Raw genomic sequence first — 20,171 nt, 5'->3', positions numbered from 1 at the left:
TTCGTCGCGGTGCTGTGGACCTGAAGGCTGCTCCGGTTCGTCGCGGTGCTGTGGGCCTGAAGATTGCTCCGGTTCGTCGCGGTGCTGTGGACCTGAAGGCTGCTCCGGTTCGTCGCGGTGCTGTGGACCTGAAGGCTGCTCCGGTTCGTCGCGGTGCTGTGGGCCTGAAGATTGCTCCGGTTCGTCGCGGTGCTGTGGACCTGAAGGCTGCTCCGGTTCACTGCGGTGGCGTGGACCTGAGGCCTCCGGCTCGGCGCGGTGTCGTGGACCTGACGGCTCCTGCCGCCACCGTCAGCCAGGCGGCCACCGCGATCCACAGCAGCACCTCTCCCAGCCCGTCGAGCCACGAGACATCGAGGGCGCTCGAGACCGCCAGGGCCGCCACCGCCGTCATCCCCAGCGGGAACACGGTCGCCCAGCGCCGCACGTCGTAGCGCAGGCGCGGCCGGGCCAGTTCCGCGCCGGCCAGGACGCAGTACCAGGCGAGGGCCAGGACGAGCAGGGCGGTGGTGACGGCGCGCAGGACGCCGTTGTCGTCGTCGTTCCACAGATACGCGTCGACGTTGTGGGCCGCGACGAGCGTGGCCCCCGCCAGCGCCGAGAGGGCCAGCGCACCGCCCGCGATCCAGTGGTCCCCGGCGCCCGTCACCACCTCCCTGATGTCGAAGTGCGTGAACGCCACCCCGTAGAGCACGATCCCGAGCCAGAACAGCACCAGCGCGGCATGCGCGAGCCAGTCCGCGCCCACGGCAGCGGCGAGCGTGGCGCCCAGCACCGAGAGCCCCTGTGTGGCCACGCACACGAGGAACACCCCGCCCGGCATACGACGACTCCAGTGCCGTACGACGGAGAAGAGCAGCACCGGCCACAGCACGGCCGACAGCGCCAGCAGCGCCTCGGCGACCTCCTGCCAGCCCAGCGCGGACACCCGCGTGCCGAGGACCGTCGTCGCCGCGACGGCGGTGAGCCCGGGGAGCGTGCTCGCCTCCGTCGCCCAGCGCGGCCGGTCCCGTACCAGCCGTACGGCGAAGTCCGCGGCGAGCGCGAGCCATGCGACGGACGCCAGGGCCAGTGCGGCACGGGACAGCGTCTCGTAGCCGGTCAGCTGCAAGCCGACCGAGATGATGCCGGTCGCCAGGACGGCGGCACCGGCGGCGGGCGGCCGCTCGGCCCACCAGGCGCGGAGCTGGGAGAGGGCTGGCATGGGCCCGATGCTAAGGATCTTCGGGCGGGTTGCCCGCGGGGCACGCGCGTGGGGGGATGAAAACGCAGGGCACGCACGCGTGGAGCACGAAAACGTGCTCCACGCGTGCGTGCCCCGCGGAAGATGTCGTGCGGGCGATGCGTTACGCGGGCCGCACCACGCTGTGGATGGCCGACTCGCCGTCGTAGAAGATCGACTCCTCGCGGACGTACGCGCCCGGTTTCGGGGCGTGGATCATCATGCCGTTGCCTATGTAGAGGCCCACGTGGCTGACGTCGCCGTAGAAGAAGACCAGGTCACCGGGCTGGGCGTCGGCGAGGGAGACGGTCGTGCCGGCGGTCACCTGGTCGTAGGTGACGCGCGGGAGGGTGACTCCGGCGGCCTTCCAGGCGGCCTGGGTGAGGCCCGAGCAGTCGTACGAGCCGGGGCCCGTGGCGCCCCAGACGTACGGCTTGCCGACCTGGGCGCGGGCGAACGTGAGGGCCTTGGCCGCCTTCGTCGCGTACGCGGCGTCGGTGGTGGTGGTGGTGGCCGACCCGGAGATGCCGGTCGTCGCGCTCGACGACGACTCCTGGGCCGCCTGCGCCGCGGCGTCGGCGGCTGCCTGCTGCTGCGCCAGCTCCGCCGCCTTGCGCTCGGCCGCCTTGCGCTGCTCCTCCTCGATCGCGGCGAGCCGCGCCTTCTCCTCGACGGTGAGCTGCGAGAGCAACTCGCGCGCCTTGGCGAGCTTCTGCTGCACGTCGGTCTTGGACGCCTGAAGGGCGTTCTGCGACGTGGTCAGCGTCTCCAGGCTCTGGGACGCCTCCGTGCGCTTCTCGGTGGCAGCGGCCTGCTCAGTGACGTAGTCATCGACAGCCGCCTTCTGGCGGGTGGTCAGACGGCTCATCAGCTGGGTCTGGTCGAAGTAGTCCTGCGGATTGTCGGCCAGCAGGAGCGAGGCGGTGTCGGGTGCCGCGGCCCCGGTGCGGTACTGCGCCGCGGCGTACGAACCCAGCTCCTCACGCGCGGTGTTGAGCTTCTCCGCGCGCTGGGCGACGTCGTCGAGGAGGGTGTCGACCTTCTTGCGCTGCTTGGTGGTCTTCTCCTTGGCCGCGTTGTACTTGTCGGTGGCCGACTCAGCCTGCCGGTAGAGGGCGTCGACCTTCTTCTCGACCTCTTCGAGGCTCGGCTTGGGCTCTTCAGAGGGCGCGGCGTTCGCCGTCTGGGAGAGCAGGGCCACCGAAGTGAGGGCCGCCGTGGCTAGAGCGGGGGCCGTACCCGCCACGCGCGATCCCGAGAACCATTTGCGTTGCGACGCCAAGGGAGGCGACTCCTTCCATCATCCGCCTACCGGGTTAGCTGTCGGGTTCGGGCGGGTGGTTCGGAAGGGTTGCCCTACGGTCCATGCCCGACAAGGCAGTTGGACCGATTCACCCCAAGTTCGGTGGGTCCCCGGTTCCGGCTGCCACGAGGGCGCACCGAATTCGGCGGAGGCCACCGCGGCCCGGCGACGTTCGCCGGTGGGGGTCGGGCGGCCTGGTCAGCACGCTAGCCAACTCGTGCGGCTTCTGTGAAGGTTGATGTTCGAAATGCCCGATACGTTTTCGTGACCTTAGTCATGAGGTTCGTCGCCCGTCGTCAATTCGGATGGGTATCGGGTGAGTTGTGCGGAGGGGTGGTTTCCTCGGTCTCTTTCGGGCGGTCGCGGTGGGGGGCTGTTCCCGGTCGGGCGTCGCGGCGAACTCGTGCAGCGGGATCTTGTACGGCGGACAGGTGCCAGTCCTTTGTCGCGCTGGTCGCAGGCTGTGTCGGTGTGGTTCCGTAGGGTCGTCGGGTCCGGGAAGCCCCTCCGGTGCTGAGCGCCGTCTCGAGTTCCGGCTGGGCACCGTCACGAGTTCCGGCTGAACGCCGTCACGAGTTCCGGTCGAGTTTTCGGGGTGGCGGCGGGGTGTCAGTGGGGCCGCCTAGACTCGGAGAGCGATGAGCAGCCTCTTTGATGACAGCTTCCTGGCGGACCTCAAGCCCTCGGGGGCGCATGAGGAAGAGCCCCCGCCCCCGCCCGAGGACGGGGCGGCCGAGCAGCTTCCGGACGACTTGTTCGGCGGCCGCTTCGACGTGCCGCCGAGCCGGGACGCGTACTACCGCGACGGCGCCCCGCGCCCCGTCGTGGACGCGGCCGCGCTCCTGGACGGGCTGAACGAGAACCAGCGGGCGGCCGTGGTGCACTCCGGCTCGCCCCTGCTCATCGTGGCCGGCGCGGGTTCCGGCAAGACCCGCGTGCTCACGCACCGGATCGCGTATCTGCTGGGCGAGCGCAATGTCCACCCCGGGCAGATCCTCGCGATCACCTTCACCAACAAGGCCGCGGGCGAGATGAAGGAGCGCGTCGAGCACCTCGTCGGCCCGCGCGCCAACGCCATGTGGGTGATGACCTTCCACAGCGCGTGCGTCCGGATCCTGCGCCGCGAGAGCAAGCGGCTCGGCTTCACCTCGTCGTTCTCGATCTACGACGCCGCCGACAGCAAGCGGCTCATGGCCCTGGTCTGCCGTGACCTGGACCTCGACCCCAAGCGCTTCCCGCCGAAGTCCTTCAGCGCCAAGATCTCCAACCTGAAGAACGAGCTGATCGACGAGGAGGACTTCGCCGCCCAGGCCACCGACGGCTTCGAGAAGACCCTCGCCCAGGCCTACGCGATGTACCAGTCGCGGCTGCGCGAGGCCAATGCGCTCGACTTCGACGACCTGATCATGACGACGGTCAACCTGCTCCGCGCCTTCCCCGACGTCGCCGAGCACTACCACCGCCGCTTCCGGCACGTCCTCGTCGACGAGTACCAGGACACCAACCACGCGCAGTACGCCCTGGTGCGCGAACTCGTCGGCACCTCCGAGCACCCCGTGGACGTCCCGCCCAGCGAGCACGACCTGCCGCCCGCCGAGCTGTGCGTCGTGGGCGACGCCGACCAGTCGATCTACGCCTTCCGCGGCGCCACCATCCGCAACATCCTCCAGTTCGAGGAGGACTACCCGAACGCGGTGACGATCCTCCTGGAGCAGAACTACCGCTCCACCCAGACGATCCTCAGCGCGGCCAACGCGGTCATCGAGCGCAACGAATCCCGCCGCCCCAAGAACCTGTGGACGAACGCGGGCGCGGGTTCGAACATCACCGGCTACGTCGCCGACACCGAGCACGACGAGGCCCAGTTCGTCGCCGACGAGATAGACCGTCTCACCGACGCGGGCGACGCCAAGGCGGGCGATGTCGCGGTCTTCTACCGTACGAACGCCCAGTCCCGTGTCTTCGAAGAGGTCTTCATCCGCGTAGGCCTGCCTTACAAGGTCGTCGGCGGCGTCCGCTTCTACGAGCGCAAGGAGGTCCGGGACGTCCTCGCGTATCTGCGGGTGCTGTCCAACCCGGAGGACTCCGTTCCGATGCGCCGGATTCTCAACGTTCCCAAGCGCGGCATCGGCGACCGCGCCGAGGCGATGATCGACGCCCTCTCACAGCGCGAGAAGATCAGCTTCCCGCAGGCACTGCGGCGGGTCGACGAGGCGTACGGCATGGCGGCCCGCTCCACGAACGCGGTCAAGCGGTTCAACACGCTGATGGAGGACCTGCGGACGATCGTCGAGTCGGGCGCGGGTCCGGCCACCGTCCTTGAAGCCGTACTCGAACGCACCGGCTACCTCGCGGAGTTGCAGGCCTCCACCGACCCGCAGGACGAGACCCGGATCGAGAACCTCCAGGAACTCGCCGCCGTCGCCCTGGAGTTCGAGCAGGAGACCGGCGAGGGCGAGACCCCGGCCGGGCTCTCCGCCTTCCTGGAGCGGGTCGCGCTCGTCGCCGACTCCGACCAGATCCCCGACGAGGAGGACGGCAACGGCGTCATCACCCTCATGACCCTGCACACCGCCAAGGGCCTTGAGTTCCCCGTGGTGTTCCTGACGGGCATGGAGGACGGCGTCTTCCCGCACATGCGCGCGCTGGGCCAGGTCAAGGAGCTGGAGGAGGAGCGGCGCCTCGCGTACGTCGGTATCACGCGCGCGCGGGAGCGGCTGTATCTGACGCGGTCGTCCCTGCGCAGTGCGTGGGGGCAGCCCTCGTACAACCCGCCGTCCCGCTTCCTGGAGGAGATCCCGGACGCCCACCTGGAGTGGAAGCGCACGGGTGCGATGGGTCCCGCCTCGACGAGCCCCGTGTCGGGCGTCGCCGCCTCACTGTCGTCGTCGCTGTCGGCCTCCCGCTCGCGTTCCGCCGCCTCGGGTGCCTCCGGGTTCGCGACGCGACGCGGTATCGCGGAGAAGCCGGTGGTGTCCCTGGCGGTCGGCGACCGGGTCACACACGACCAGTTCGGCCTGGGCACGGTCGTCGAGGTGAAGGGCACGGGCGCGAACGCCGAGGCGACGGTCGACTTCGGAGAACCGAAGCCGAAGCGATTGCTGCTGCGGTACGCGCCGGTGGAGAAGCTGTAGGTACGTAGGCGGGGGTGAGGGGCGGGGCCCGGTGGTTACGTCGGGCTCAGGCTAGGAATGGGGCCCGGTGGCTACGTCGGGTCCAGGCTAGGAGTGGGGCCCGGTGGTTACGTCGGGTCCAGGCCGTGGCTGCGCAGCCATGACAGCGGGTCGATCGCCGAGCCGCCTGCCGGGCGGACCTCGAAGTGCAGGTGCGGGCCGGTGGAGTTGCCGGAGTTCCCGGAGTTCGCGATCGGGTCGCCGGCCTTCACGGTCGTGCCGGACGCGACCTGGTAGCTGGAGAGGTGGCAGTACCACGTCTCCGTGCCGTCCATCGCGGTCACGATCATCATGTTGCCGTACGCGCTGTTCCACTGCGTCCGGACGGTCCCGTCGGTCGCGGCCATCACCGTCGTGCCGTACGAAACCGGGAAGTCGACGCCGGTGTGGATCGACATCCAGTTGACGCCCGCCTGACCGAAGTAGGCGCTGAGTCCGTGCTGCGCGACCGGCAGCGCGAACTTCGGGCGCAGCCGCTCCTTGGTCGCAGCAGCCTCCGCCGCCTTCTTCCGCTGGCTTTCCTGCTCGGCTTCGAGGTCGATACGTTCCTGCGTGCGGCTCGCCCGGTCGGCGAAGTCGTCGGCGCCCGCGGAGAGACTCTCGAGCTGGGTGTCCAGCTTGCTGTTCGCGGCGGACGGCTGCACCTCGGTCGCCGCGGAGGCGCTGAGCGTCTTGTCCTTGTTCTCGTCCCCGTCGACGCTGACCACCGAGGCGGCGGCGATCCCCGCGACCCCCATCACACAGGCCGAGGGAACGGCCACGGTCAGCAGCGCGGAACGCTTCGCGGGGCTGCGCCGACGGGAGCGGGCGGCGGACCGCGACACGGGTCGCGGGGCCGGGATCACTTCTTCCATGTCGTCGAGCAGCAGCGGTGTCTCGGGTTCGTCGCCGGTGTCGCCACTGTCGGCCTGACTCTCGAACTCGTCCTCCGCGGCGGCGGGTTGCTCGTACTGGACCTGCTCGAAGGTCGCGGTCGCCTGCTGGTCGAGGGGTTCGGGCTCGGGCTGGTGCTGATGGTCGTAGGACTCGGGCTGCGGCTGTTCGTGTTCGTATGCGTCGTGGCCACCGGCGCTGTTCCACTGCGTGGCGTCGTACGCGCCCGTGTCCTGGGTGGGTGCGCTCCACTGCTGGGTCTGGTCGGCCGGCTGCTCGGGGTGTAGCCAGGCGTTCGCGTCCCACTGGCCCGAGGCGTCCGCATTGGGGTGCTGCGCGGGTACGTCGGCGAGCTGCTGGTAACCGGCCGCCCACGTCGTCGTTTCGTAGCTGCCCGTGTCGTAGGCGGCCTGGTGCTGCGCCGCGTACGGGTCGTAGTTCAGCGTCTGATGGCTGCCGGTGCCCTGTGTCTGGTGGCCGCCGGTGTTCCACTGCGTGGCGTCGTACGAGCCCGTGCCGTCGCCCGGCATGTCGCCGAAGAGGGGGTCGGTCGCGAAGCTCGCCGTTTCGAAGGCCGGGGTTTCGAAGTGCCCGGTCGCATAGGTGGCGTTGGCGCCCGTTTCAAAACCGGTGGCGGGGTAACTGTCGTACGTGGTGAAGTCGCCGTACTGGGCATCCTGCCCGCCGTACGACGCGTAAGGCGTCGAGGCGGCATCGGAAGCCGGGGCCGGGGGAGTGGCAATCCCCGACAGAGGACGGTCGTTCACCAACTTCTCTTTCGCCGACAACAGGGGCTGGCAGAGCAGTGCGGTGACTGTACCCGGCAGTACGCGGGCGCGACAATCTTCCGCAGGTTTCCCCCTCGCAGGAAACGGGCATTCGGCGGTGTTTCGGGGGACGGCGGGCACGGCTTTGGCCTGGCGTTCGACCGGCGTTCGATTCTGGAGGGCTGTCCGGCCGCTGTCAGCCCGCTCTCGGTCGGCTGTCGGGCGACTTTTGGCCCTGCTGTCGGGCGGCTCTTGGCTCGCTGTGGGCCCGAACTCCACTTGCTCTACGCGGTGAGAGTCAGGCGACCGTGAGGCTGCCCCCGGCGGGGACGGCGGCCAGGGCTGGCTGTTCCTCGCTGTCCAACGCCTGCCGTATGCCGGTCGCGACGGCCGGATGCACGGGCAGGGCGAGATGCCCGACACCGCTCACCCGTACGTTCTGCGCGAGCAGGTCGGGGTGATCGACACAGGCCGTCTCCAGCGGGTCCATGAGCTGGTCGAGGTCGCTCCAGAAGCTCACGAAACGCGTACGGCAGCCCGGCGCGGGCCCGCGCAGTTCCTCGATCACCTCGGAGCCCGGGCGCATCTGACGGACGATCGGGTGCGCGTTCATCAACGGGGCCACGCGCGTTCCCGAGTGCGGTGTGCCGAGCGTGACGAGGGTGCGGACGTGGGCGTCGCCGCTGAGGCACTGCACGTAGTAACGCGCGATCAGTCCGCCGAGGCTGTGCCCGACGATGTCCACGCGGTCCTGCCCCGTGCGCTCGCAGATCTCCTCTATGTGCCGGCCGAGCAGCTCCGCGGCCGGGCGGATGTCGCAGGTCAGCGGCGAGTAGTTGAGGGACTCGATGTGCTGCCTGCCGTGCTGGGCGAGGTTGCGGCGCAGCAGGACGAAGACCGAGCGGTTGTCTATGAAGCCGTGCAGCAGGACGACCGGGGGTTTGGCCTCCGTGGGCAGCCGGGTGGCGTCCGGTGAGGCGGGCGTGGGGGTGGCGCGGCGCTCCTGGGCCATGCCCGTCGGGTAGAGGAGGAGGTGCCCGGCGAGGATCGCGATCTCCAGCGCCGTCGCCTTGAGGAGGACCATCGAGAGTCCTGCCAGCTTGCTCGGAAACAGACGCTGGCAGAGGGGAAGAAAAGGCAACGCTGCCCTGGTGACCTTCATGGCCGACCTCCTGTCGGCACACGGAGGGCAGCTCTGTCCCCCGTGTGCACTCATGGAGAGTCGCGTATGCCGGTGGTGGCACGGTCGACGTCGGCTCGAGCCCGGCCGGGTGCCGGGTCGAGGCCGGGCCGGTCCTGGCTCGACGCCGGGGTTGATCCCGGCTTGGCGCCGAGGTCGATCCCGACTTGACGCCGGGCCGGGTTCGGCTCGGCGGTCGTTCGGCCGGTGTCGGTGGTGTCGCGACGGTGCGTCTGTGGCGCGTGGGGCGCCGGTGACGCTACGGGGGTCCGTTCCGTCGGGGTGACGTGAATTCCTGCCGTCGCCGGCTGTGCGACGGTGGGCTCCTCCGGTGTGCGGCGGGGTCCTCGGTCCTCGTCGTCCTCGTACGGGTCTGGCTCCCCGCTGTCGTGCCATCGCCGATGTGCCCCACCACCGCGGTGTCCCGCTGACGACGCCGTGGTGCGGCCACCTGATAGCGGCTCTCCTTGCGCAGGCTCCGGCTGTGGTCCATGCGCCGCGGGTCCATGCGGTGCGTGTGCCGCAGGAACCCGGAGCGGTGCGCGGCTAACTTGTCCCACCGTGTGATTTCCCCCTCGGTATGCACCGCGAAACTGCCGGTTGCGGGATGCTGGGGATAACGTTCGTTCACTTCCTCGGCCGGGGCGGGGTGGGGCGCCTGTGCGGTGGGCGATCGTGTGGTGTGCGGCCGGTGTGTGCATGGTGTGCTGGGCTTTGGAATGTGCAATAGCTGTCGGTGTGTGTTGGTGCAGGTTGGCGTAGTCGGTTCATGGAGGCAGTGATGGGTGTGGCAGCCGGTCCGATCCGCGTGGTGGTGGCCAAGCCGGGGCTCGACGGCCACGATCGCGGGGCCAAGGTGATCGCGCGGGCACTGCGGGATGCCGGTATGGAGGTCATCTATACCGGGCTCCATCAGACTCCCGAGCAGATCGTCGACACCGCGATCCAGGAGGACGCCGACGCGATCGGTCTCTCGATCCTGTCCGGCGCCCACAACACGCTGTTCTCCGCCGTCATCGCCCTCCTCAAGGAGCGCGACGCGGCCGACATCAAGGTCTTCGGCGGCGGGATCATTCCCGAGGCGGACATTGCTCCCCTCAAGGAGAAGGGGGTCGCGGAGATCTTCACTCCGGGGGCGACCACCGGGTCGATCGTGGACTGGGTACGGGCGAATGTTCGGCAGCCGGCTGGGGCGTAGGGCTGGCGGGGGCGCCTTTTGCGTGTGCGTGCCGGCTGGCGCCGGTGTGTGTGCCGTCCGGGTGCGTGGGTGGGTCGGGGGCGTGCCGGTACGTCCCGCCCGTCGCCGCCGGATCAGGCGTCGGGCAGTGGGGTGGGGGTCCGGTGACGCGGACGTACGCGACGGGCATGTGGACGTACCGGCACGCCCCCTTCCGCCGTCGGTCGGCTGCGGGTGGCGGGGGCAGCAGCATTGCTTTTCGGCTCCGGGCGGGCGATGCCGTCCCGATCCTCCGCCCGCCGGTGGGGGTTGAGCTGTTCACTCCGGCCGGGGGAGGGACTTTCAGCCCGTCCGGCGTTTGAGGACGAGCGCGTTCAGCGCGATGCGGGGGTCTGGGGGCGGAGCCCCCAGATACGGGATGGGTAGGGGCGGAGGGGGCGAGGGGACTCCTTTACGCCGAGGTGGGCGGGGTGAGTTCCTTGGTTATCGTGGCGCGTAGGCGGAGGGTGGTGACGAGGCGTTGGAAGGCCTCGGACCAGTAGCTGCCGGCGCCGGGGGCGGCGTGTTCCGGCTCGTCGGGAACGCCCGTGAGCGCTTCGAGTCGTACGGCCTCCGCAGGGTCGAGGCAACGCTCGGCCAGCCCCATGACACCGCTGAAGCTCCAGGGGTAACTCCCCGCGTCCCGCGCGATATCGAGCGCGTCGACCACCGCCCGCCCCAACGGCCCCGCCCAGGGCACCGCACAAGCCCCGAGCAACTGAAACGCCTCGGACAACCCGTGCGTGCCGATGAACCCGGCCACCCACTCGGCCCGCTCGGCGGAGCCCAGCGTGGCGAGGAGTTTCGACCGCTCCGCCAGGGACACCGCTCCCGGCCCCCCGGCCTCGGGGGCGGAGGGCGCCCCGAGGAGGGCCCTGGACCACCCCGGATCCCGCTGCCGCACCGCGGCCCGGCACCACGCGGCATGCAGCTCTCCCTGCCAGTCGTCCGCCACGGGCAGGGCGACGATGTCCTCCGGCGTACGTCCGCCCAGTCGTCGCGGCCAGGTCGCGAGCGGCGCCGCCTCGACCAACTGGCCCAGCCACCAGGACCGTTCACCCCGCCCCGCGGGAGCCTTCGGCACCACACCGTCCCGCTCCATGCCCGGGTCGCACTCGTGCGGTGCCTCGACCACGATCGTGGGGGTGCCCCGGGTTCGGTCGACGGCCACGCAGGAACCCGCTCGGGCCGCCATCCGTGCGGCGAGCGCCGATTCCGGCAGTGCGGACAGCAACTCCGCCGCCGTCGCACGTACGTTGCGGCTCCGGTCGCTGAGTGCCTGTTCCAGGAAAGGCTCGTCGGCCGCGCTCAGCTTTGACCGCAGTGAGTCGAGGAACATCAGCCGGTCCTCGGCCCGCTCGGTCGCCCATGTCGTAGCGAGCAGCTCGCGTGCGGACGCCGGCTGCCGGGTCCGTATCGCCGTGAGCAGCGCGACCCGCTCGGCGAACAGGCCTTCCTGCCAGAGCTGTTGTATGCTCCCCCACTCTCGGCTCCGCTCGAGCGGGGGGACCCCCATGGGTTCAGCGGGGTCCGGGAGCGCCGTACCCCCGCCCGGCATGGAGCGCAGGGCGAAGCGCCAGTCCGGGTTCAGCCGTGCCAGCCACAGGGCGCGCGGCCCGGCGAAGGTCAGCGCGGCGGGGCGTAGATCCGTACGGCCCCGGGCTGCGTCCAGGAGCGCGGGCAGGACTTGCGGGGGTGCCGCGAAGCCGCGCGCGTTGGCCAGGGCGAGCCACTGCGGCAGCAGTTCCATGAGGTCCGGTGCCGTTCCTCTGCGGCCACCGCCTCCGGTGCCAGGCCGGTCCGCCAGCAGCAGCGTGAGTCTGTGGGCCGCGGCGGGAGGCAGGGGCGGGCGTGGATCCGGCGCCGCCGGCTCGGGCCGGGGTGCCGCCCGCGCAGGCCGCACCCCGGCCCGCCGCCGCAAGGTCTCCACGGCGGCCGCGTCCAGCAGGGCCATCGGTGCGTCCTGTCCCGGCCCGCACCCTGGAGGTGTACGCCGCTCGGTCCCGAGCAGCGCCACGGTGACGAGGTCCTCCCAGGAGCCCCCAACGGGCGCGCCCGCGGGAGCAGAGGTCGTGTTCATGAGCGTCGGCATCCTTTCCGTACGGAGCTGGTCAGCACAGCGGCACCGCCTCTCCCGGGCCTTCCGGCCAGGCCGTCAGCGGAGTGAAGCCGTGGTGACCGCACTCGCCGAAAACGGTGACGGGAGCGCCGCCGGAGAGGGCGGCGAGGCGCCACAGGCCGGGGAGGGAGTGGCGCGACGGGGTGATGGGCAGGGCCAAGTCGCCGTCGGCATCGGCCAGTTGCCAGCGTGGCGGGCCCGCGGTGGTGTCCCCGTCCGGGGTCGGTATGACCCGGTCGAGCGTTATGGGGTAGGAGTCGAGCCAGGGATCGGCCCGCAGGGCCTCTCCGTAGCGGGCCGCCGCCTGGGGTGTGGTGACTCCCGGTGGCCGTGTCGTGGTGGGGGCCGGTGGTGTGAACTGTTCGCCGAGTGCTGCTCGTAGTTGCCCGGCGCCGGCGTACGCGGACAGCTCCGCGTCGAAGGCCAGCCCGAGGGGCAGGGCCAGTTCCGGTGCGCGGCCGGCCGCTCCGTAGGAGAGGAGCAGGGCCGTGCGGCCGGACTCCGATCCGTGCAGCCAGATCCTGCGGGTGGTGAGCCGGCTGTCCACCGTGTCGTACTGGGCCAGGACCAGCCAGCGGTCGCGCACCGGTGGACCGTCCGCCGAGCCGGGCAGTCCGATCCGGGAACGGACTGTCGTGGCAAGGCCGTCCGGCAGCCGCTCGCGCCGCAGCCAGCCCTGGTCGAGGAGGTGCAGCAGCGCGCACTCCTCCAGGAGCCGCACCGGCCAGCCCGGCCCGGACGACGGGATCGCCCCCAACTCCCGCACCCGAGCGGCCAGTCCGGGTGCCTGCGCGTCGACCATCCGGGCCGCCGTCTCCTCCCACAGCCCGTACCCCGCCTGCTCGGCTCCGGCCAGGCCGCCCCGCAGCAGATCCGCCAGCCGCTGCTCCAACTCCGCCGCGCCCGCGGTGATCCGCTCGGCCCGCCGCTCCGCCCGGCGCCGCGCTCCCTCCGGATCACCCGGCGAGGCCGTCCCAGATGCCCCGCCCGTCGTCGTCGCCTTCTCCGCCGCGCGCTGTCGTCTCCCCTCTATCCACTGCTCCGCCCAGTCCGGCGCAGGCCCCCGCGACACCGTGCCCTCCTCGCCCGCCCAGAGCAGCAGCAGCCCGAGAGCGTGCTTGCACGGGAACTTGCGGCTGGGGCAACTGCACTTGTACGCGGGCCCGGTGGAGTCCGCGATATCGATGACCGTCTGATACGGCTTGCTGCCACTTCCCGCGCACAGTCCCCATACCGTCCCCTCGTCAGAACTGCCTGCCTCCGACCACGGCCCGGTCGCGCCGAGCTTGCTTCCCGCTTTGCGTGACGCTGCGTCAGGCGCCAGTGCCAGCACCTGATCTGCAGTCCAGCGCACCCCCTGCTGAGTCATGTCATCGAAGGTAGGTCCCACCACTGACAATCGACTCTCGCGAGTGCGTTTGCGCAGGTCAGATCGCATTGTCAGTGGTGTGGTGCACGGTGGAACCAGTCCGAACCGGCCGATCGAACCAAGCGATCGAACCGGCCGAGCTGGAGGGGGACCTAGCCATGTCTGTTTCCGTTGAGCCGAGTGAATCGACGTCCGTCAATCCGCCCGCGGGCGCGGCCCCGCACAACGCGGGAGAGGTGTTGCGGCCGCACGCCGAGGACGCCTTCGCCGCCGAACTCGCCGCGCTGGCAGCGCAGGACGACCGGCCTCGCCCGGCCCGCTGGAGGCTTTCGCCGTGGGCCGTGGCGACCTATCTGCAAGGCGGCACGCTGCCGGACGGCACGGTGATCACACCCAAGTACGTGGGACCGCGCCGCATCGTCGAGGTCGCTGTCACCACCCTCGCCACCGACCGGGCGCTGCTCCTGCTCGGTGTGCCCGGCACCGCGAAGACCTGGGTGTCCGAGCACCTCGCCGCGGCGGTCAGCGGCGATTCCACGCTGCTCGTGCAGGGCACGGCCGGCACGCCCGAGGAGGCGATCCGGTACGGCTGGAACTACGCGGAGCTGCTCGCGCACGGGCCGAGCCGGGCCGCCCTGGTGCCGAGCCCGGTCATGCGCGCCATGGCGGAAGGGATGACCGCGCGGATCGAGGAGCTGACCCGTATCCCCGCCGATGTCCAGGACACACTCATCACGATCCTGTCGGAAAAGACGCTGCCGATACCGGAGTTGGGCTCCGAGGTGCAGGCCGTCCGCGGCTTCAACGTGATCGCCACGGCCAACGACCGCGACCGCGGGGTCAACGAGCTGTCGAGCGCGCTGCGCCGCCGTTTCAACACGGTGGTGCTGCCGCTCCCAGAGAGCGCCGACGCCGAGGTGGACATCGTCTCGCGCCGCGTCGACCAGCTCGGCCGCTCCCTCGACCTGCCCTCAGCGCCGGACGGCATCGACGAGATCCGCCGCGTCGTGACCGTCTTCCGCGAGCTGCGCGACGGAGTCACGGCCGACGGGCGTACGAAGCTGAAGTCGCCCAGCGGCACGCTCTCCACCGCCGAGGCGATCTCCGTCGTCACCAACGGGCTTGCCCTGGCAGCCCACTTCGGCGATGGCGTGCTGCGGGCGAGTGACGTCGCCGCCGGCATCCTCGGCGCCGTCGTCCGTGACCCGGCGGCCGACCGCGTCATCTGGCAGGAGTACCTGGAGGCGGTCGTCCGCGAGCGGGACGGCTGGAAGGACTTCTACCGAGCCTGCCGGGAGGTGAGCGTATGAGCGGAGTCCGGGAGGAGAGCGCCGAGCACGTCGAGACTGAGGGGACACGTGTGACGGACGTCGAGAGGCCACCGCCTGGGGGAGGGGATCATGGTCGCGGGCCACTGCTGCTCGGCGTGCGGCACCACGGGCCGGGGTCCGCGCGGGCCGTACGTGCCGCACTGGAGGCGGCGGCTCCCCGGGTCGTACTGATCGAGGGGCCGCCGGAGGCGGACGATCTCATCCCGCTCGCGGCCGACCAGGACATGCGGCCCCCGGTCGCCCTCCTTGCCCACGTCGTGGACGAGCCCGGCCGCTCGGCCTTCTGGCCGCTGGCCGAGTTCTCCCCGGAGTGGGTGGCCATCCGTTGGGCGCTCGATCACGGAGTCCCTGCCCGGTTCATCGACCTTCCGGCGACCCACACGCTGGCCTGGGGGCAGGAGCAGGCCTCATCGGAGGACGGGGAGGACGTCGCCTCGGAAGCCGTCCGTGTCGACCCCCTTGCCGTGCTGGCCGAGACCGCCGGTTACGACGATCCCGAGCGGTGGTGGGAGGACGTGGTCGAGCACCGGAGCGGGGCGGGAGGTGATCCGTTCGCGCCGTTCACCGTGCTCGAGGAGGCGATGGGGGCGCTGCGCGAGGCGTACGGAGTCGGCGGGCACGAGCGGGATCTCCTGCGCGAGGCGTACATGCGGCTCCAGATGCGCTCGGCACAGCGGGAGTTCGGGGACGAGGTGGCCGTGGTGTGCGGGGCCTGGCATGTCCCCGCACTGCGGCAGAAGACCACCGTCGGCGCCGACCGGGCGCTGCTCAAGGGGCTGCCCAAGGCCAAGGCCGACATGACCTGGGTGCCGTGGACGCACCGCCGGCTCTCCCGGGTCAGCGGGTACGGGGCGGGCATCGACTCGCCGGGTTGGTACGGGCATCTGTTCGGCGCCCCCGACCGTCCGGTCGAGCGCTGGATGACGAAGGTCGCCCGGCTGCTGCGCGACGAGGACCGGATGGTCTCGTCCGCGCACGTCATCGAGGCGGTGCGGCTGGCCGACACGCTCGCCGCGATGCGCGGCCGCCCGCTGCCCGGGCTGACCGAGACCACCGATGCCGTACGAGCCGTGATGTGCGAGGGCTCGGACGTGCCGCTGGCGCTCGTGCGGGACCGGCTCGTGGTCGGTGACGTGATGGGGGAGGTGCCGGAGGCCGCACCCGCGGTGCCGTTGCAGCGCGACCTCGCGCGGCTTCAGCGGAGTCTGCGCCTCAAACCGGAGGCGGCGGAGCGGGAGTTGGAGCTCGACCTGCGCAAGGAGACCGACGCCGGACGGAGCAGACTCCTGCACCGCCTGCGGCTGCTGGCCATCGGCTGGGGCGAGCCCGTCGCGTCGCGCGGCAGCACCGGAACCTTCCGGGAGACCTGGCGATTGCGCTGGGAGCCCGAGCTGTCCGTGCGGGTCGCCGAAGCCGGGGTGTGGGGCACCACCGTCCTCTCCGCCGCGACCGCCAAGGCCGACGCGGACGCCATCGGCGCGGGCTCCCTGGCCGATGTCACGGCACTCGCCGAGCGCTGCCTCCTCGCCGACCTCCCCGACGCGCTTCCCGTGGTCATGCGGGTCCTCGCCGACCGGGCGGCCCTCGACGCCGACGTCGGACACCTCGCCCAGGTCCTGCCCGCACTGGTCCGTTCCCTGCGCTACGGCGATGTGCGCGGCACCGACACACAGGCCCTCAGCGAGGTCGCGGCGGGCCTCGCCGAGCGGATCTTCGTAGGACTTCCGCCGGCCTGCACGGCTCTCGACGCCGAGGCCGCCGAGGAGATGCGGCGCCATGTGGACGCGGTGCAGGGGGCGGTGGGGCTGCTGGCGGGGTCGGGAACGGGGGACGTGGCGGGGACGGGGGCGGCGACGGGCGGCATCGGATCACCTGTCGCCACCACGTCACTCGGCCGCGTTGTGCCACTCGCCGCCGACGCGTCACCCGACCCCGCTGTTCCATCCGATTCCGGCGCGTCACCCGATTCCGGCGCGTCACTCGACCCCGGCGGGTCGACTGACCCCGGCGCGTCACTCGACCCCGGCGGGTCGACTGACCCCGGCGCGTCACCCGACCCCGGCGGGTCGACTGACCCCGGCGCGTCACCCGACCCCGGCGGATCGACTGACCCCGGCGGGTCGAATGACCCCCGCGGGTCGACTGACCCCCGCGGGCCGTCTGACCCCGCCGTGCCGTCTGACGCCCCCGTGTCATCCGACTCCAGACCGTCGTCCGACGGCAGGGCGCCCTCCGGGGGCATACGTCGCCGTTGGCAGTCCGTGCTTCGGGTGCTGGCCGGGCGGGACACCGTGCCCGGGGTGATTCGCGGGCGGGCCGTACGACTGCTGCTGGACGAGGGCGAGTTGGCGCAGGACGACGCTGCCCGGCTCATGGGTCTCGTGCTCTCGCCCGGGACGGCGCCGGGGGACGCCGCCGCGTGGATCGAAGGGTTCGTCGGGGGTGGCTCCGGGGGCGGAATGCTGCTCCTGCACGACGAGCGGCTGCTCGGGCTGGTGGACGCGTGGCTGACCGGGGTGCCGGCGGAGGCGTTCACGGATGTGCTGCCGTTGCTGCGGCGGACGTTCTCGGCGTACGAGGCCGGGGTGCGCCGGACGTTGGGTGAGCTGATCAGGCGCGGTCCAGGGACGAGGGGCAGCGCGGTGGCCGCGGCCTCCGGGATACCAGGGTTCGCCCCTGAGCTCGACCCCGAGCGCGCGGACGCCGTACTGCCGGTGCTGCGGCTGCTGCTAGGCCTGGACGAATCCGATGGCGGCGCAGCCTCTGCCGGCGACCGGCTGAGTGACGACAACCTTGTGGAGGTGGCCCGATGACCGCACCGGTGGACGCGACCGACGTAGTCGCTGCGACCCACGCAAGCGACACGACCGGCGCTGCGGGTGAGCGGCTGCGGCGCTGGCGGCTCGTGCTCGGGGGCGACGAGGCGGACGGCACCGGGTGCGCTCTCACCGGGCAGGATGCCGCGATGGACGGGGCGCTCGGCGCGTTGTACGGGAAAGGGGGCAAGGGGCAGACGGGGCGGGACCGTTCGGCGGGGCTCGGGGCGTCCGCGCCGTCCGTCGCGCGCTGGCTCGGGGACATCCGGACGTACTTCCCGTCGTCGGTCGTCCAGATCATGCAGCGGGACGCCATAGACAGGCTCGGGCTGTCCGCCCTTCTGCTGGAGCCCGAGATGCTGGAGGCGGTGGAGGCCGACGTACACCTGGTGGGCACCCTCCTCTCCCTCAACAAGGCGATGCCGGAGACGACCAAGGAGACCGCTCGGGCCGTCGTACGGAAGGTCGTCGAGGACCTGGAGAAGCGGCTCGCCACCCGTACCCGGGCCACGCTCACCGGGGCCCTCGACCGCAGCGCCCGGATCAGCAGGCCTCGCCACCAAGACATCGACTGGAACCGCACCATCGCGGCGAACCTGAAGCACTACCTGCCCGAGTACCGCACGATCGTGCCCGAGCGGCTGATCGGCTACGGGCGTGCGTCGCAGTCCGTGAAGAAGGAGGTCATCCTCTGCATCGACCAGTCGGGGTCGATGGCGGCCTCCGTCGTCTATGCCTCCGTCTTCGGCGCCGTCCTCGCGTCCATGCGGTCCATCACCACCCGGCTCGTCGTCTTCGACACGGCCGTCGTCGACCTGACCGACCAGCTCGACGACCCGGTCGACGTCCTCTTCGGCACGCAGCTCGGCGGGGGTACGGACATCAACAGAGCCCTCGCGTACTGCCAGTCGCAGATCACCCGGCCCGCCGACACGGTCGTCGTGCTCATCAGCGACCTCTACGAAGGGGGGATACGGAACGAGATGCTCAAGCGGGTCGCGGCGATGAAGGCGTCGGGGGTGCAGTTCGTGACACTGCTCGCGCTGTCCGACGAGGGGGCGCCGGCGTACGACCGTGAGCACGCGGCGGCTCTCGCGGCGCTGGACGCGCCGGCGTTCGCCTGCACACCCGATCTGTTTCCCGAGGTGATGGCGGCGGCCATCGAGAAGCGACCGTTGCCGGTACCGGACACCAGGTGAGGGACAGGTTCCAGGACGTTCCCGTTTTCCCCGGCTGATGAACCCGGACGGCCGAAGGCCTTCGGCCCGTCCGAACCGGAAGTCCGCGGAAGGGCCGGTTGGTCCCATTGGGGTGGGGAACAACCGCCCTGGGCCCCCTCCGGGGCTGTTCAAAGGGCCTCACCGGACAAACCCCAGCCCGGTGAGGCCCTGCCTCGGGACGCTCTGTGACCGGTATCACCGCTCAGGTGCGACCTGCGATTTAGGGACCCGCGTCCGGCGGCGATAACCTGCGAGACGGACATGCCGCGCGCTCGGACACCGTGTGCGCCACCCTTGTGACAGCGGACGTCACGTTGCCCTTCGCGGCACGCCCACGGAGACAGCAGACCGCAGAGCGGCGAGATCACTGATAGGGACGGACGCGCGTGGACCTGTTCGAGTACCAGGCGAGGGACCTCTTCGCCAAGCACGGTGTACCGGTGCTGGCCGGTGAAGTCATCGACACGCCTGAGGCAGCCCGCGAGGCGACGGAGCGTCTTGGCGGCAAGTCCGTCATCAAGGCGCAGGTGAAGGTCGGTGGCCGAGGCAAGGCCGGCGGCGTCAAGCTCGCCGCCACCCCGGACGAGGCCGTCGCTCGCGCGACGGACATCCTCGGCATGGACATCAAGGGCCACACGGTCCACAAGGTGATGATCGCCGAGACCGCGCCCGAGATCGTCGAGGAGTACTACGTCTCGTACCTCCTCGACCGCACCAACCGCACCTTCCTCGCCATGGCGTCCGTCCAGGGCGGCGTGGAGATCGAGGTCGTCGCGGAGGAGAACCCCGAGGCCCTCGCGAAGGTCCCGGTCGACGCCAACGAAGGCGTGAGCATCGAGAAGGCCCGCGAGATCGTCGCCCAGGCGAAGTTCCCGGCCGAGGTCGCGGAGCAGGTCGCCGAGATCCTCGTGACCCTGTGGGACACCTTCATCAAGGAGGACGCCCTCCTGGTCGAGGTCAACCCGCTGGCGAAGGTCGCCTCCGGCAAGGTCATCGCCCTCGACGGCAAGGTGTCCCTGGACGAGAACGCGGAGTTCCGCCAGCCGGACCACGCCGCGCTCGAGGACAAGGACGCGGCCAACCCGCTCGAGGCCGCCGCCAAGGCGAAGAACCTCAACTACGTCAAGCTCGACGGCGAGGTCGGCATCATCGGCAACGGCGCGGGTCTGGTCATGTCGACCCTCGACGTCGTCGCGTACGCCGGTGAGAACCACGGTGGGGTCAAGCCCGCCAACTTCCTCGACATCGGCGGCGGCGCCTCCGCCGCGGTCATGGCGAACGGCCTGGAGATCATCCTCGGCGACCCGGACGTCAAGTCCGTCTTCGTCAACGTCTTCGGTGGCATCACCGCCTGTGACGAGGTCGCCAACGGCATCGTCCAGGCCCTCCAGCTACTCAAGGACAAGGGCGAGGAAGTCACCAAGCCCCTCGTCGTGCGCCTCGACGGCAACAACGCCGAGCTGGGTCGCAAGATCCTGTCGGACGCCAACCACCCGCTCGTGCAGCGCGTGGACACCATGGACGGCGCGGCCGACAAGGCCGCCGAGCTCGCGGCTGCGAAGTAAGGGACGAGGGAAACAAC

At 70.9% G+C, this 20,171-nt stretch carries 12 protein-coding genes and 1 riboswitch; of the genes, 6 read left to right on the top strand and 6 right to left on the bottom strand.

The genetic code is table 11. The features are described 5' to 3' along the window. Positions 1–217: 217 nt before the first annotated feature. Positions 218–1,204, bottom strand: a complete 987-nt coding sequence (locus tag ACFVKT_RS29155) for a tellurite resistance/C4-dicarboxylate transporter family protein (RefSeq protein WP_385736957.1) — start codon at positions 1,202–1,204, stop codon at positions 218–220. Positions 1,205–1,346: 142 nt separating this feature from the next. After that, entirely contained in the window at positions 1,347–2,504 is a 1,158-nt protein-coding gene (locus tag ACFVKT_RS29150; protein WP_385736954.1) for an NlpC/P60 family protein, read from the bottom strand. Positions 2,505–2,511: 7 nt separating this feature from the next. Next, positions 2,512–2,683, bottom strand: a riboswitch (cyclic di-AMP (ydaO/yuaA leader). Positions 2,684–3,163: 480 nt separating this feature from the next. Here ACFVKT_RS29150 and pcrA point away from each other — a divergent pair. Then, on the top strand, positions 3,164–5,659 hold the full coding sequence (gene pcrA, locus ACFVKT_RS29145; RefSeq protein ID WP_385736951.1) for a DNA helicase PcrA: 2,496 nt from the start codon (positions 3,164–3,166) through the stop codon (positions 5,657–5,659). 107 nt (positions 5,660–5,766) lie between these two features. Here pcrA and ACFVKT_RS29140 read toward each other — a convergent pair whose 3' ends face one another. Continuing rightward, the gene (locus tag ACFVKT_RS29140; RefSeq protein WP_385736948.1) at positions 5,767–7,338 is read right to left on the bottom strand and encodes a peptidoglycan DD-metalloendopeptidase family protein; all 1,572 of its coding nucleotides are present in this window, start codon (positions 7,336–7,338) and stop codon (positions 5,767–5,769) included. A gap of 298 nt (positions 7,339–7,636) precedes the next feature. Continuing rightward, entirely contained in the window at positions 7,637–8,500 is an 864-nt protein-coding gene (locus ACFVKT_RS29135; protein WP_385736946.1) for an esterase/lipase family protein, read from the bottom strand. A 799-nt stretch (positions 8,501–9,299) separates the two neighbouring features. Between ACFVKT_RS29135 and ACFVKT_RS29130 the strand changes: the two genes are divergently transcribed. Further along, positions 9,300–9,716 (top strand): cobalamin B12-binding domain-containing protein, encoded by a 417-nt coding sequence (locus ACFVKT_RS29130; protein WP_385736943.1) that lies wholly within the window; start codon positions 9,300–9,302, stop codon positions 9,714–9,716. Between the two features lie 430 nt (positions 9,717–10,146). Here the strand turns inward: ACFVKT_RS29130 and ACFVKT_RS29125 are convergent, their stop codons facing one another. Beyond that, positions 10,147–11,814 (bottom strand): DUF5691 domain-containing protein, encoded by a 1,668-nt coding sequence (locus ACFVKT_RS29125; protein ID WP_385736940.1) that lies wholly within the window; start codon positions 11,812–11,814, stop codon positions 10,147–10,149. Between the two features lie 31 nt (positions 11,815–11,845). Next, positions 11,846–13,222, bottom strand: a complete 1,377-nt coding sequence (locus tag ACFVKT_RS29120; RefSeq protein ID WP_385736937.1) for an SWIM zinc finger family protein — start codon at positions 13,220–13,222, stop codon at positions 11,846–11,848. Positions 13,223–13,380: 158 nt separating this feature from the next. Between ACFVKT_RS29120 and ACFVKT_RS29115 the strand changes: the two genes are divergently transcribed. The 4 genes from ACFVKT_RS29115 to sucC all read left to right on the top strand — a co-directional run bounded on the left by ACFVKT_RS29115 (position 13,381) and on the right by sucC (position 20,154). Then, complete coding sequence (locus ACFVKT_RS29115) at positions 13,381–14,532, top strand: AAA family ATPase (protein ID WP_385736934.1); 1,152 nt, start codon at positions 13,381–13,383, stop codon at positions 14,530–14,532. After that, a complete protein-coding gene (locus ACFVKT_RS29110) occupies positions 14,529–17,366 on the top strand; it encodes a DUF5682 family protein (protein WP_385736931.1) in 2,838 nt (945 codons plus the stop codon). Before ACFVKT_RS29115 ends, ACFVKT_RS29110 begins: the two co-directional genes overlap by 4 nt. Then, positions 17,363–18,568, top strand: a complete 1,206-nt coding sequence (locus tag ACFVKT_RS29105; protein ID WP_385736928.1) for a VWA domain-containing protein — start codon at positions 17,363–17,365, stop codon at positions 18,566–18,568. The genes ACFVKT_RS29110 and ACFVKT_RS29105 overlap by 4 nt, the downstream gene beginning before the upstream one ends. 407 nt (positions 18,569–18,975) lie before the next feature. Beyond that, entirely contained in the window at positions 18,976–20,154 is a 1,179-nt protein-coding gene (gene sucC / locus ACFVKT_RS29100) for an ADP-forming succinate--CoA ligase subunit beta (protein ID WP_365437097.1), read from the top strand. The last annotated feature ends 17 nt before the right edge of the window (positions 20,155–20,171 follow it).

The organism is Streptomyces sp. NPDC127595, assembly GCF_042671685.1.
Lineage (GTDB): Bacteria > Actinomycetota > Actinomycetes > Streptomycetales > Streptomycetaceae > Streptomyces.
The sequence above is the reverse complement of the archived record's forward strand: the minus strand, read 5'-3'. Positions and strand labels throughout refer to the sequence as shown.